Source organism: Romboutsia timonensis, from assembly GCF_900106845.1.
Taxonomy (GTDB): Bacteria; Bacillota; Clostridia; order Peptostreptococcales; family Peptostreptococcaceae; genus Romboutsia; species Romboutsia timonensis.
The window spans coordinates 1,424,215-1,438,546 of sequence record NZ_LT629850.1 but is presented as its reverse complement, the minus strand read 5'-3'; the positions used below and the strand labels follow the sequence as shown (position 1 = coordinate 1,438,546).

Here is a 14,332-nt window from a genome sequence, read left to right as displayed (position 1 = left end):
AATCTTAGTTTACGTTTCGTAATATATAACAATTGTGAAGTTAATTATATTGTATCATTTTCAACATTCATTTAAAACATAGCCAAAACATAAAATATTACATCAAAATGAAATATATAAAGTATTAAAAAAGGAGGCAGAAAAAATAAGTTTATAAGGGGAGATATAAATGTATAATAGATGTACATTAGTTGAATTTAGAGGAGTATGGATAGCAAGTGTATATAATATTGACTGGCCTAAAACACTTGATAACACAGAAGCTCAAAAACAAGAATTTATAGAAATATTAGATAAACTAGATTCATTAAACATAAATGCTATATTTGTCCAAGTAAGGCCAACTTCAGATGCATTATACAAATCATATATAAATCCATGGTCTAAATATCTTACAGGAGAGCAAGGAAAATATCCAGGATATGATCCACTTCAATTTATGATAGAAGAAACCCACAAAAGAGATATGGAATTTCACGCTTGGCTAAACCCATATAGAATAACAACACAAGGAACAGATTTAAATGAATTAGCACCAAACAATCCTGCTAGAATAAAACCAGAGTGGGTATTAGAATTTAACAATGAATTATTTTATGACCCTGAAAATCCTGAAGTTATAGAATATGTTGCAATAACAGTTTATGAGATAATAAAAAAATATGATGTAGATGGAATACATTTTGATGATTATTTTTACCCTTATGATTATCCATTACCAGAAGGGGAAGATAGAGAAGGTGAAGTTGCAAATAATAGACGAGAATCTGTAAATAACCTTATAAGAACTATATACAAAGTAATAAAATCTACAAAACCATCAGTTCAGTTTGGAGTTAGCCCATATGGAGTTTGGAAAAATAAAAGTAGTGATTTAATTGGCTCAGAGTCAAATAGCTTAGAAAGTTATTATGATCTTTATATGGATACTTTAACATGGATAGATGAACATATTGTAGATTATATAGCTCCTCAAATTTACTGGAGTACAGATAATAATGATAGTAATTATGAGGTTATGGTAAGTTGGTGGAATGATGTAGTTAAAGATAGTGGAGTAAGACTTTATATAGGTCAAAATATAAATGATTTAGATATAGCAAGTGAGATTTATAAACAAATAGAAATAAATAGAGAGTATGAATATGTAAGTGGAAATATATTATTTAGTGCAAGTGATATAATGAATGATAATGACAATGTAGTAATGCAATTAAAAGAAGCATATAATTGTAAGGCTATTTTACCAACTAAATTTAATGATAATTAAAAGAATAATTTGAATATAACATATATTGTACAGTCTATAATAATCAAGTGTTATAAAAAGTAAAATATAAACAAGATTATATTATTTTAATAAATATATTATATGGTATAATTTACAATATAAATAAAACGGAGGAATACAGATGATTAAATTAAAATACAACGGTCATGCTAACATTTCATTAACAAAAGATAATGTAACTATATTAATAGACCCATTTTTTACAGATAATCCAGTAAATAAAACTAATCCAAATGAAGTAGAATGTGATTATATATTAGTATCACATGCACACTTTGACCATATAGGAGATGCTATAGAAATAGCTAAAAGAACTGGTGCAACAATAATAAGTACAGCAGAAATAGCAAATATGGCAGAAAGTAAAGGTTGTAATTCTCATGGAATGAACATCGGTGGAAAATTCAATTTTGAATTTGGTTCTGTAAAGGTTACACAAGCAATACACAGTGCAGGTATAGAAGGAGGAGTTGCTTGTGGATTTATAATAGATTTTTACGGAAAAACTATATACTTTGCAGGAGACACTGCATTATTTGGAGATATGCAATTAATAGGTAGAATGAATAATATAGATTATGCCTTACTTCCAATAGGAGATAATTTTACTATGGGACCAGAAGAAGCTTTAGAAGCTGTTAAAATGTTAAAACCAAATGTAGTTATACCGATACATTATGACACATGGCCACTAATAGCACAGTCGCCACAAGACTTTAAAATAGAAGTTGAGAAAAACTGTGATGCAAAGGTATTAATAGTTGATTTTAATGAAAGTATAGAGATATAGATAAGATTAAGGTAAGTTATATGAATATGGCTTACCTTTTTTACGCTTAAGGATATTATAATATTTTAAAAAATGTGGATAACTTCTGAATGTAAGTAATATCAATCAACTGGTCTTGAGCGTAAAAAAGATTTTGAAATGCTTCGCCCACGCAGTGGCTCAAGCAACGGACGAAGTCGTTGGCGACATGAAGTGTTTCGCCGACACGTCGCTCAGGCGAAGCGAATTTTTTACGTATAAGAAAACTTAATATGAAATTTTTATAGATAAAATCTTAATAGATGTAATATCAATAACTTTGTAAGCGTAAAATGATATTTTGAAATGCTTCACCGACACGTAGCAAAGTCGAAGTGAATTTTTAATGGTAAGAATTAAATATAAAATAAAGTAGTAATATATTATATAATTTATATATAATCCTATTTATTTTACTTATTAAATTATGATATCATAAATGGGAAGGGAGTTGGAAACTTGAAATTACATAAACCTGGAATGAGAAACATAAAAACAGGTATAGGTGTTATGATATGTGTTTTAGCTGGACACTTACATCTAGTTGATAACACATTATTTGCAGCAATAGCTTGTATTGTATGTATGCAAACAACTGTAAAAGGTTCTTTGACAGCTGGATTAAATAGATTAAAAGGAACATTTATTGGAGGTCTAATAGGCTTTATATTTGTACTTATACATCCTGGAAATCCAATATTATCATGTTTAGGTATAATTACAACTATATATATTTGTAATGTATTAAAGATAAATAACTCTATAAGTATTGCTTGTGTGGTATATTGTGCAATATATTTAGGAGTAGGAACAAATAATCCAATAGCATATTCTTTTCACAGAATAGTAGATACATCAATAGGGATTTTAATTGGAGTATGTGTAAATTACTTTATTTATAGACCTAATTATTTAGGTCGTATATACAATGAAATTAGAGAAATTGAAAATACATCAATAATATTATTAAAAAGTGAAATAGAAAAAGGAAATCATGTTGATATATCATCTTTAAAAAATGAAATTACAAAATTAGAAGGTTTATATAAAAACTTTTTAGATGAATTAGAATATAGTAACGATGAAGTAGATAATAAATCAATAAATAAAACTATAAATAAGTGTAAGCAAATATATTTACATCTTCAGGTATTAGAACATATGAAAGATAAATGTTATTTAAATAAAGAAAACTATATTAAATCTAAGGATTTATATGAGAAATTAGATAAAAATATAGAAATCAAAGAAAATGTAAGTCCAGTTTATAACTTTCATATAAGTAGGATAATTGAACATATAAATGAAATACATGATATTGATGTAGATGATAATATATAAATTAAAATATCCAAGAATTCAAACTTTGAACTCTTGGATATTTTTTTTAAAGCGGTATCGCTTAATAAATGAAATATTTAGCCCATATGTCGCTTAAGTAAAGCAAAATTTTTACAAATATATTATAAAGCTATAAATATATAAGCAATTGGCACAAATATAATTAAACCTAATATATTATAAAAAGTAAAAGATTTCATATAATTATCATTTCCAAATTCACTAGCATAAATCTTATAAGAAATAACACTAGCAAGAGAAGCTATCAATGTACCCATACCACCAATATTTACACCTAAAAGTAACTCTTTAAAGTGATCAGTAAATCCAGATAAAAGCATAGTAGCAGGAACATTACTAATAACTTGGCTAGAAAGTACTGAGGCTAAAAATGTAGACTTAGGACTATTTAAAATACCTTCCATAAAGTTTTTTACAACATCCATAGTTGAAATATTTCCAACAAATATGAAAAATCCTATAAAAGTAATTAATAAAGAATAATCAACTTGTGAAAATAACTTTTTATTTAAAATTAAAACCATAACAATAGTTATTAAAAAAGTAACCTTATAATCAATAACATGGAAAACTGATAATAATATTATTAAAAATAACCCACCAAATAAATAAACATCTCTTTTATTATCAATTTTAACATCTTCTAAATCTAAACTTAAATTCATCTTTTTATCTTTAAAAACAAGTAAAACTAAAAACAATACAGCTAAAACAACTATAGGTAAAGTTATCTTAAAAAAGTCTATAGGACTTAAATTATAAAAAGAATATATAAATAAGTTTTGAGGATTACCCATAGGAGTAAAACTACTTCCAAGATTCGCAGCTAATGTTTGAAATATTACTATTTTTAAAACATTAATATTAGCTTTTCTTGCAATAACAATACTAAGTGGAACAAATGTAATAAGTGCAACATCATTAGTAACTATCATTGAAGATATAAAAGTTATAAATACAAGTGCTAAAGATATAGATGTATAAGTATTACATTTTTTTAAAAGTCCTATGGCTATACTATCTAAAACCTTTAACTCTTTAAAAGCAGCAACTACCACCATAAGATTAAATAATAATATAAGTACCTTAAAGTCAATGTAAGACAATTTAGGTATAGAAATAAAAGAACTAAGTATAGCAAGAGTAACTGCTATAACTAGAACACATTCCTTTTTTAAAAACTCAATAAATGAGCTTTTCTTTTTTCCTTTTTGTGTTTGAATAATTTGACTCATGTTTCTCTCCATATAATAAATTTTATCATGAAAATTTTACACTATTATATAACATATATCAAATTAAATTTTATAAATAGAATACAGTATTAACATAAGTTTTATAGCTTTTGGTTATTATAATATCATAAAAATAACTTTTAAGGTGGTGACAAAGTGTACATTCTTATAAGTCTTATTGGAGGCCTTGGATTATTCCTTTATGGTATGAACATAATGGGAGAAGGTCTTCAAAAATCAACAGGTCCCAAATTAGAAAAAGCTATAGAACTTTTAACAAGCAATGTTGTTATGGGAGTTTTAGTAGGAGCTGTTGTTACAGGTATTATACAAAGTAGTGGTGCAACTACTGTTATGGTAGTTGGATTTGTTAATGCAGGAATAATGACATTGTATCAAGCAATTGGGATTATAATGGGAGCAAACATAGGAACAACAGTTACTGCTCAATTAGTATCCTTTGATGTTAGTATATTATCATCAATAGCTCTTGGAATAGGTATAGTTTTATACATGATCGGGTTAAAATCTAAACCTACTCTTAAAAATATATCTGAAATACTAATAGGTTTTGCAATATTATTTATAGGTATGAGATTTATGAAAGATGCAGTAGCCCCATTATCAGAATACCCTTTTGTAAGAAGTATATTAGCAAGTATTGCAAATCAACCAATATTAGCATTAATTGCTGGATTTTTAATGACTACTTGCTTACAAAGTTCTAGTGCATCGATGGGTATACTAATAGCATTAGCTTCACAAGGTCTTATGCCATTACATGGAGCATTACCTATTTTATATGGAGATAATATAGGTAGTTGTACTACATCTTTATTATCAAGTATAGGAACAAATAAAAATGCTAAAAGAGCTGCTTTAATGCACTTATGTTTTAACGTAATAGGAACTTTATTATTTATGTTTATTTTAAATAAACCTATAACTATGATAGTTACACGTTTAGACCCAACTGATATATCTAGACAAATAGCAAATTCACACACACTATTTAATTTAATAAATGTTGTATTATTATTACCATTTTCTAAATATATAGTTAAGCTAGCAATGTTAATTATACCTGATAAAGGTCAAGAAGAAGATAATGAGAATAGAGTAATAAAATACTTAGATGAAAGAATGTTAGAAACTCCATCTATAGCTTTTGGAAATACAATAAAAGAAGTTCTTAGAATGGGAAAAAACTCAAAGAAAAGTTTAGTTTTTTCTATGGATGGATTATTAAAAAAATCTCAAGAAGATGTAAATATGACATTTGAAAAAGAAAAAATAGTGAATGAACAACAAAGAAAAATTTTAGACTATCTGATTAAACTATCAAATAAAACTTTAGATGATAAAATGAGGTTTTCTTTAGATTTACTATTTCATACAGTAAATGATATAGAAAGAGTTGGTGATTTATCAGAAAATATTGCAGAACTTGCTCAATGGTTTATAAATGGTAATATTGAATTGTCAGATAGTGCTAAAGATGAAATAGTAGAAATTTACAATAAGGTTTTAGAGTGTTATAACTTATCTATTAATGCAATGAAAGAGAATAATACTAGTGTTGCAAAAAATGTTTTAAAATTAGAAAGTGAAGTAGATATGTTGGAAAAAGCATATAAAAATAAACATATGGAAAGAATAAATTATAATTCATGTGGCATAGATGCTGGAATAATATACTTAGATTTATTGACTAATCTTGAAAGAATATCAGACCACTGTGCTAGTATTGCAAAAAGAGTTATAAAAATTAATGAATAATAAGAATACTCCAATTTATTTAATTGGAGTTTTTTAAAATTTAAATAAAATAAAAAAAGTTAAAATAGTTACATTTTTAATCCATTAAAATCATAGAAATAAATAATATAAAAACTATAATATAAGTATAAAGTATTAAAAAATATGCTTAAGATAAAGGAGAGGTATTATATGGCGAATAGAATAGTTTTAAATGAAACTTCTTACCATGGATCAGGAGCAATAAAAGAAATAGTAAATGAAGTAAAAGGAAGAAATTTAAAAAAAGCATTTGTATGTTCAGATCCAGATTTAATAAAATTTAATGTAACAACAAAAGTAACAAATATATTAGAAGAATCAAATCTTGAATATGAAATATACTCTAATATAAAGCCAAATCNTAAATGAAGTAAAAGGAAGAAATTTAAAAAAAGCATTTGTATGTTCAGATCCAGATTTAATAAAATTTAATGTAACAACAAAAGTAACAAATATATTAGAAGAATCAAATCTTGAATATGAAATATACTCTAATATAAAGCCAAATCCGACAATAGAAAATGTTCAAAATGGAGTTAATGCTTATAAAAAATCTAATGCAGATTATATAATAGCAATAGGCGGAGGCTCATCTATAGATACAGCTAAAGCAATTGGTATAATAATAAATAATCCAGAATTTGAAGATGTTAGAAGCCTAGAAGGAGTAGCACCAACTAAAAATAAATGTGTACCTATAATAGCTGTACCAACAACAGCAGGAACAGCAGCAGAAGTTACTATAAACTATGTTATAACAGATGCTGAGAAAAATAGAAAATTTGTATGTGTAGATACTAATGATATACCAGTTGTAGCAATAGTAGACCCAGATATGATGGAAAGTATGCCAAAAGGCTTAACTGCAGCTACAGGAATGGATGCATTAACTCATGCAATAGAAGGACTTATAACAAGAGGAGCATGGGAAATGAGTGATATGTTCCATATAAAAGCAATAGAATTAATATCAAAACATTTAAGAGGAGCAGTTGAAAATACAAAAGAAGGTAGAGAAGGTATGGCATTAGGTCAATACATAGCAGGTATGGGATTTTCTAATGTAGGATTAGGAATAGTTCACTCAATGGCACATCCGCTAGGTGCTTTATATGATACTCCTCATGGTGTAGCCAATGCAATAATACTTCCAACAGTTATGGAGTACAATGCAGAAGTAACTGGTGATAAATATAAATATATAGCAAAAGCTATGGGTGTGGAAAATGTAGAAAATATGAGTGTTGAAGAATATAGAAAAGCAGCTGTAGATGCAGTTAAAAAACTTTCAAGTGATATAGGAATACCATCAAGTTTAAAAGATATAGTTAAATTTGAAGATATAGACTTCTTATCGAAATCTGCATATGATGATGCATGTAGACCAGGAAATCCAAAAGAAACAAGCATAGAAGATATAGCTAATTTATACAAATCATTATTATAAAAATTTAAATAACAAAATAGCTACTATAAGAAATAAATCTTATAGTATCTATTTTATTATTTAGTATTATTTAAATGTTGTTTTATATATTGCTTAGGAGTAATACCTTTATGCTTTTTAAACATTTTAATAAAATAACTTGCATCATTAAAACCGCAATTTAAAGCCACTTCAGTTATAGAATAATCTGTAGTAAGAAGTTGTTCACAAGCACTTTCTATTCTATAATAGTTTAAATATTCTATAGGTGTTTTATTGGTCATTTCAGAGAAAAATCTACAAAAATATTTTGGAGCCATGCCAGCAGACTTTGATAAATCCTCAAGAGTAAGAGGACTTTGATATTCAGTTTCTATTAGAGATAAAACATTTTTAAAATGAAGTGTTTTTTCTTGTGTTCTTTTGTTAGTTTTATTTTTGCTTTTATATAAATTAAATCTTAAGACAAGTCCTATTAAATAATACAAAGAACCTTGAGTTAAAAATTCATATCCAATTTTCATAGATTTCATTGACTCGAATAAAGTATCACAACAAGGTTTTAGACCTTCAATATTTGAAGGAAGAAGAGGTCCGATTATTTTCTTTTGATTTATAATATCCTGAATTTGTTTTGTACAAGCATGATTTTGCTTTAGTAGTATTTTTATATCAAATACAATACATTCATAAATACAATTATTTGGAGTTCCACCATGAAACATACCATCATGAATAAAAATTATATCTCCTTTAGTTGCTAAAATCTTTTCATCATTAATTATCAATAAAAATTCTCCTTCTAAAATTCTTATTATTTCACATTCTGTATGCCAGTGATAAGGCATATTATATCTTGGATGTTCAGGCGTGACATGATAAAAGGCAATAGGAAAGTCAAAAGTACCATGTTGTTTTTGTTCTTTATAATCAAAATATTTCATAAAGTTCCCCCCCTGTATTTTATGAAAAATAAAAAAGTGAATATTATTATATTTTTAGTCTATTATATCACAAGAAAACGTTTATTAGAATAAATATAATTAAATTAGAAAGACAAAGAAATACATAATTAATTTGATTAGAAAGAAAAAATATAAAATTTTAATAATATTGGAGGAGGAATAAAAAATGGCAAAAAACAGATTAATAGGAGAATATCCAGTAATAGGAATAAGACCAACAATAGATGCAAGAAAAGGGGTTTTAGATGTAAGAGGTTCTCTTGAAGAACAAACAATGAATATGGCAAAATCAGCAGCTAAATTATTTGAAGAAAATTTAAAATACTCTAATGGTGAACCAGTAAAAGTTGTTATAGCTGATACTACAATAGGTAGAGTTCCAGAATCAGCAGCCTGCCAAGATAAATTTAGAAGAGAAGGAGTAGATATAACTCTTACAGTAACTCCATGTTGGTGTTATGGTTCAGAAACAATGGATATGGACCCAATGACTATAAAAGGAGTATGGGGATTTAATGGAACAGAAAGACCAGGAGCGGTTTACTTAGCATCAGTTTTAGCAACTCATGCACAAAAAGGGCTTCCTGCATTTGGTATATACGGACACGATGTTCAAGATGTAGATGCAACAGAAATACCCGAAGATGTTAAAGAAAAATTATTAAGATTTGGTAGAGCAGCAGTAGCAGCAGCTTCTATGAGAGGAAAATCTTATTTACAAATAGGTTCTATATGTATGGGAATAGGTGGATCTATAATAGATTCTGCATTTATAGAAGAATACTTAGGTATGAGAGTTGAATCAGTTGATGAAACAGAAGTAATAAGAAGAATGAGTGAAGAAATTTACGATAAAGAAGAATTTGAAAGAGCTTTAAAATGGACTAAAGAAAAGTGCATAGAAGGGTTTGATAAAAACCCAGAGTATGTTCAGAAATCTAGAGAACAAAAAGATAAAGATTGGGAATTTGTCGTTAAAATGATGTGTATAATAAAAGACTTAATGAACGGAAATGAAAACTTACCAGCAGGCTGTGAAGAAGAAATGTTAGGACACAATGCAATAGCTGCAGGTTTCCAAGGTCAAAGACAATGGACTGATTTCTATCCAAACTGTGATTTTCCAGAAGCATTACTTAACACTTCATTTGACTGGAATGGAGCAAGAGAACCTTATATATTAGCAACTGAAAATGATGTATTAAATGGAATAAGTATGTTATTTGGAAAATTATTAACTAATACTCCACAAATATTCTCAGATGTTCGTACTTACTGGAGTCCAGAGGCAGTTAAAAAAGCTACAGGTTATGAATTAGAAGGTGTAGCTAAAGAGTCTAATGGATTTATACATTTAATAAACTCAGGAGCATCTTGTTTAGACGCTTGTGGTCAAGCAAAAGATGAAAATGGTAATGGAGTAATGAAAGCTTGGTATGATGTAACAGAACAAGACCAAGATGAAATATTAAAAGCAACTACTTGGAATCCTGCTGATAATGGATATTTTAGAGGAGGAGGATACTCTTCAAGATTTTTAACAGAAGCTGAAATGCCTGTAACTATGATGCGTTTAAATCTTGTAAAAGGACTTGGACCAGTTGTTCAATTAGTAGAGGGATATACTGTAAAGCTTCCTGATGAAGTATCTGATAAGTTATGGAAAAGAACAGATTATACTTGGCCTTGTACTTGGTTTGCCCCAAGACTTACTGGAAAAGGTGCATTTAAATCTGCTTATGATGTAATGAACAATTGGGGAGCTAATCATGGAGCAATAAGCTATGGGCATATAGGAGCAGATATAATCACATTATGCTCAATGTTAAGAATACCTGTAAGTATGCACAATGTAGATGAAGAAAAAGTATTTAGACCAGCTGCATGGAATGCATTTGGAATGGATAAAGAAGGCCAAGATTATAGAGCTTGTCAGGCTTATGGACCAATGTACAAATAATAATAATACAGAAGGTGATATCATGGAAACGAATAACTTTAAAAAGCAAGTATTAGCCTTTGATTTTGGAGCATCTAGTGGAAGAGCAATGCTTGGAGTATATGATGGAACTAAAATAAGTATTGAAGAAATCCATAGATTTTCAAATGACCCTGTAATTGTTGGGGGAACTATGTATTGGGATGTGCTTAGACAGTTCTTTGAAATCAAGCAAAGTTTAATCAAGTCAAAGCCTTTTGGGAAAATAGATAGTATAGGGATAGATACGTGGGGAGTTGACTTTGCGTTACTTGACGAGTATGGTCAACTGCTTGAAAATCCTATTCATTATAGAGATGGTAGAACTAGTGGAATGCTAGAAAAAAGCTTTGAAAAAATATCAAAAGAAGAGTTCTATGATATAACTGGTAACCAATTTATGGAGATAAATACAGCATTTCAATTATTATCATTAAAAGAAAAAAGATCACATCTGCTTGAAAGAGCAGATGTGATGCTCCTAATGCCTGATTTATTTAATTATTTATTAACAGGTAAAAAGGTTACCGAAAACTCTATAGCATCTACAACTCAATTATTTGATGCAAAGAATAGAACTTGGTCAGATAAAGTAATTAATTCTCTAGGCATACCTAAAAAATTATTCACAGAAATTGTTCCTAGTGGAACTATAATAGGCAAAATATCAGAAGATATAAGTGAAGAATTAAAAATAGATATGAGCGATGTTATTGCAGTAGCAGGGCATGATACTCAAAGTGCTTTAGTATCTGTACCAGCTATGGAAGATGACTTTGTATTTTTAAGTTGTGGAACTTGGTCACTTCTTGGAACTGAAATTGATGAACCTATAATAAATGAAAAATCTAGTTATTACAATATAACTAATGAAGGTGGATATGGGAATAAAGCTTCATTTTTAAAAAATATAATAGGTCTTTGGTTAATACAAGAAAGTAAAAGACAATGGGAACGAGAGGGAAAAACATATAGTTTTAGTGAATTAGAAGAGTTAGCTAAAAGCTCAAAACCTTTTAAATGTTTTATAGACCCAGACGATCCAGTATTTGTTCCAGCAGGAAATATTCCTAAAAGAATTAGAGAGTATTGTATAAAGACTAATCAAGAAGTTCCTAAAACAGAAGGTGAAATAGTTAGATGTATTAATGAAAGCTTAGCATTTAAGTACCGATATTCATTAGAAGAAATAAAAGACTGTACAAAAAAAGATTATAAAGCCATGTATATGGTTGGCGGAGGCATACAAAGTAAGCTTTTATGCCAAATGACTGCTAATGCTTGTAATATGGAAGTTAGTGCGGGACCGGTTGAAGCAACTGTACTTGGAAATATAGCTATACATGATACTATATGTCCTTATCCCTTTGCTGAATATATGAATAGAACAATAAAAAATTCTGTTTTAACTCCTTTAACAGATGGAGGACAAGGTGCATTCTATGAATGTAAATATGAAATAAATAAATCACTTGAAGCATTTATATATAATTACAACCAATGATAGATAAGTTTAAATTTTTGATTATATAAGTTTTAATTAAAATACTTCATTAATTAAAACTACTAAGTTGTATTATCTAAAAGTACCATAGATAATACAACGCATTTTATAATGTAGAATTATTATTAGAACATATATATTATAAACCAATTAATAGAAAGAAATTAAATATATCGCACAAGAGATATAGCTATTTTTATTTCAAATTTATAGCATAACTATCTAATATAGCATTTTATAAAATAAATAAAAATACAAACGTAGACTAAAAATAATTGTGCTATACTTATTAGTAAGTAGTTATTAGACTCAAAACAAGAATTAAATGGGGGTATCATATGAACAATCAAGGGGAAAAACAACAAAATTCAAAAGACACATCTAGTGTAGTGGTAGAAAAACTATTAAGCTCTAGATCACTAATCATTTCGGGAGAGATAAATCAAGAGTTAGCTGAAAAAGTAGCAACACAATTATTAATACTACAAGAAATGGGAGATGAACCAATAAAACTATTTATCAATAGCCAAGGTGGTCATGTAGAAGCAGGAGATACTATACATGATATGATTAAGTTTATAAAACCACGTATTATTGTAATAGGTACTGGATGGGTTGCAAGTGCAGGAATAACTATATATCTTGCAGCTGATAAAGAGGATAGATATTCATTGCCAAATACTAGATACATGATACACCAACCATTAGGTGGATGCCAAGGTCAAGCGACAGATATAAATATAGAGGCAAAAGAAATAGCTCCAATTATAGCATATGGAGCAAATGGAGCAGATCCTCATGCTCATTGTGGTTCAGCTAAATTAAAAGAAGGGGACTGTGTAATACTTGATATAGGGTGTATTAAAGATAACTATTGTTCAGATATGACAAGAACAGTATTTTATAAAAGCGCGCCTGAAAAAGCAAAAGAAGTATTTAATATAGTACTTGAAGCTAATAAAAGAGCCATAGCTATGGTAAAACCAGGTGTTAGATTCTGTGATATAGATAATGCAGCTAGAGAATATATAACTGAAAAAGGATATGGAAAATATTTCACTCATAGAACAGGACATTCTATAGGTATAGAGACTCATGATATGGGAGATGTATCATCTATAAATACGGATATATTAAAGCCAGGTATGATATTCTCAGTAGAGCCAGGAATATATTTACCAGGTGAATTTGGAGTTAGAATAGAGGATTTAGTTTTAGTTACAGAAGACGGGCATGAATTATTAAACAAATATAATAAAGAATTAAATATAATAAAATAATTAATATAAAACCCTAAGTATGATAAATTAAGTAAAATTTATTATATTTAGGGTTTATTTTAATACTTAGAAATTTTAGCTGGATTATTTGATTGTTATACAGTTTTTATAATTACAATTTCTAAAGTGATACTCTTTTATAAATTTACTTATTTTTTAGTATAAAGAACTTTAGAATCATAAAAATGATATTTTTAAATATTTTATAGAGACACAGCTAAATCTATATTAATTCTTAAAGATTAGATTTTGTATAATTCATTAATATATCTTAGAAATTTAGGTATATATAATATTTAGTTAATATTTACAAAAAAATATAAAATATCATATTTATATATATTTTTTTACTCTAAAATTATCACTAATTATATAAATTTTAATACTATAAATTAAGAATTGTAAATTATTAATGCAATTTTTAAGCAATACATTAATATAATTAATAATTTTGGAGGTATTAAATTGAGTAAAATAAAAAATAAAAAACAAGAAAATAATAGCTTAGAGTATCTTAATGAATTAGTTCAAAAACTTTCAAATAAAGAAATTGAAATATCTCAAAATCATGAACAAATAGCAGCTTTAGAAAAGCAAGCTATTGCTGTACATGAAAAAGGGGAAGTATTACGTAAAGAGGCTAAAGAATTAGTATCTCAAGTACAATCATGGCTAAAAGAATA

12 protein-coding genes are annotated in these 14,332 nt (G+C 27.7%); 10 read left to right on the top strand and 2 right to left on the bottom strand.

Going from position 1 to position 14,332, the window contains the following annotated elements; all coding sequences use genetic code 11:
* Nucleotides 1-169 precede the first annotated feature (169 nt).
* The 3 genes from BN7997_RS09445 (at nucleotide 170) to BN7997_RS09435 (ending at nucleotide 3,440) form a co-directional block, all read left to right on the top strand.
* Nucleotides 170-1,270 (top strand): glycoside hydrolase family 10-like protein, encoded by a 1,101-nt coding sequence (locus BN7997_RS09445; RefSeq protein WP_071120548.1) that lies wholly within the window; start codon nucleotides 170-172, stop codon nucleotides 1,268-1,270.
* Nucleotides 1,271-1,412: 142 nt separating this feature from the next.
* Complete coding sequence (locus BN7997_RS09440; RefSeq protein WP_071120547.1) at nucleotides 1,413-2,081, top strand: metal-dependent hydrolase; 669 nt, start codon at nucleotides 1,413-1,415, stop codon at nucleotides 2,079-2,081.
* A gap of 477 nt (nucleotides 2,082-2,558) precedes the next feature.
* A complete protein-coding gene (locus BN7997_RS09435; protein ID WP_071120546.1) occupies nucleotides 2,559-3,440 on the top strand; it encodes an FUSC family protein in 882 nt (293 codons plus the stop codon).
* A 122-nt stretch (nucleotides 3,441-3,562) separates the two neighbouring features.
* Here BN7997_RS09435 and BN7997_RS09430 read toward each other — a convergent pair whose 3' ends face one another.
* On the bottom strand, nucleotides 3,563-4,696 hold the full coding sequence (locus BN7997_RS09430) for an SLC13 family permease (protein WP_071120545.1): 1,134 nt from the start codon (nucleotides 4,694-4,696) through the stop codon (nucleotides 3,563-3,565).
* 156 nt (nucleotides 4,697-4,852) lie between these two features.
* Here BN7997_RS09430 and BN7997_RS09425 point away from each other — a divergent pair, with 156 nt between their 5' ends.
* From BN7997_RS09425 to fucO, 3 genes are all read left to right on the top strand, one after another.
* The gene (locus tag BN7997_RS09425) at nucleotides 4,853-6,475 is read left to right on the top strand and encodes a Na/Pi cotransporter family protein (RefSeq protein ID WP_071120544.1); all 1,623 of its coding nucleotides are present in this window, start codon (nucleotides 4,853-4,855) and stop codon (nucleotides 6,473-6,475) included.
* Between the two features lie 144 nt (nucleotides 6,476-6,619).
* Nucleotides 6,620-6,865 carry an iron-containing alcohol dehydrogenase gene (locus BN7997_RS09420; RefSeq protein ID WP_143023196.1) on the top strand — a complete coding sequence of 82 codons (246 nt, stop codon included), beginning with the start codon at nucleotides 6,620-6,622 and terminating at the stop codon, nucleotides 6,863-6,865.
* Nucleotides 6,855-7,943 (top strand): lactaldehyde reductase, encoded by a 1,089-nt coding sequence (gene fucO / locus BN7997_RS09415; RefSeq protein ID WP_071120542.1) that lies wholly within the window; start codon nucleotides 6,855-6,857, stop codon nucleotides 7,941-7,943. Before BN7997_RS09420 ends, fucO begins: the two co-directional genes overlap by 11 nt.
* A gap of 56 nt (nucleotides 7,944-7,999) precedes the next feature.
* Here the strand turns inward: fucO and BN7997_RS09410 are convergent, their stop codons facing one another.
* The gene (locus BN7997_RS09410; protein ID WP_071120541.1) at nucleotides 8,000-8,866 is read right to left on the bottom strand and encodes an AraC family transcriptional regulator; all 867 of its coding nucleotides are present in this window, start codon (nucleotides 8,864-8,866) and stop codon (nucleotides 8,000-8,002) included.
* A gap of 187 nt (nucleotides 8,867-9,053) precedes the next feature.
* Between BN7997_RS09410 and BN7997_RS09405 the strand changes: the two genes are divergently transcribed.
* The 4 genes from BN7997_RS09405 to BN7997_RS15790 all read left to right on the top strand — a co-directional run.
* Nucleotides 9,054-10,847, top strand: a complete 1,794-nt coding sequence (locus BN7997_RS09405; protein WP_071120540.1) for an L-fucose isomerase — start codon at nucleotides 9,054-9,056, stop codon at nucleotides 10,845-10,847.
* Entirely contained in the window at nucleotides 10,828-12,369 is a 1,542-nt protein-coding gene (locus BN7997_RS09400; protein ID WP_330385876.1) for a rhamnulokinase, read from the top strand. Before BN7997_RS09405 ends, BN7997_RS09400 begins: the two co-directional genes overlap by 20 nt.
* A 338-nt stretch (nucleotides 12,370-12,707) precedes the next feature.
* Complete coding sequence (locus BN7997_RS16035; RefSeq protein ID WP_074010971.1) at nucleotides 12,708-13,649, top strand: M24 family metallopeptidase; 942 nt, start codon at nucleotides 12,708-12,710, stop codon at nucleotides 13,647-13,649.
* 465 nt (nucleotides 13,650-14,114) lie between these two features.
* Nucleotides 14,115-14,332: hypothetical protein (locus BN7997_RS15790; protein ID WP_195906814.1), on the top strand; the 218-nt coding region annotated here is incomplete at its 3' end.

Excerpts from the sequence above, each read along its gene's own strand:
- BN7997_RS09445 (WP_071120548.1), top strand. The coding sequence starts at position 170 with ATGTATAATAGATGTACATTAGTTGAATTTAGAGGAGTATGGATAGCA.
- BN7997_RS09440 (WP_071120547.1), top strand. The coding sequence starts at position 1,413 with ATGATTAAATTAAAATACAACGGTCATGCTAACATTTCATTAACAAAA.
- BN7997_RS09430 (WP_071120545.1), bottom strand. The coding sequence starts at position 4,696 with ATGAGTCAAATTATTCAAACACAAAAAGGAAAAAAGAAAAGCTCATTT.
- BN7997_RS09410 (WP_071120541.1), bottom strand. The coding sequence starts at position 8,866 with ATGAAATATTTTGATTATAAAGAACAAAAACAACATGGTACTTTTGAC.
- BN7997_RS09405 (WP_071120540.1), top strand. The coding sequence starts at position 9,054 with ATGGCAAAAAACAGATTAATAGGAGAATATCCAGTAATAGGAATAAGA.
- BN7997_RS09400 (WP_330385876.1), top strand. The coding sequence starts at position 10,828 with ATGGACCAATGTACAAATAATAATAATACAGAAGGTGATATCATGGAA.
- BN7997_RS16035 (WP_074010971.1), top strand. The coding sequence starts at position 12,708 with ATGAACAATCAAGGGGAAAAACAACAAAATTCAAAAGACACATCTAGT.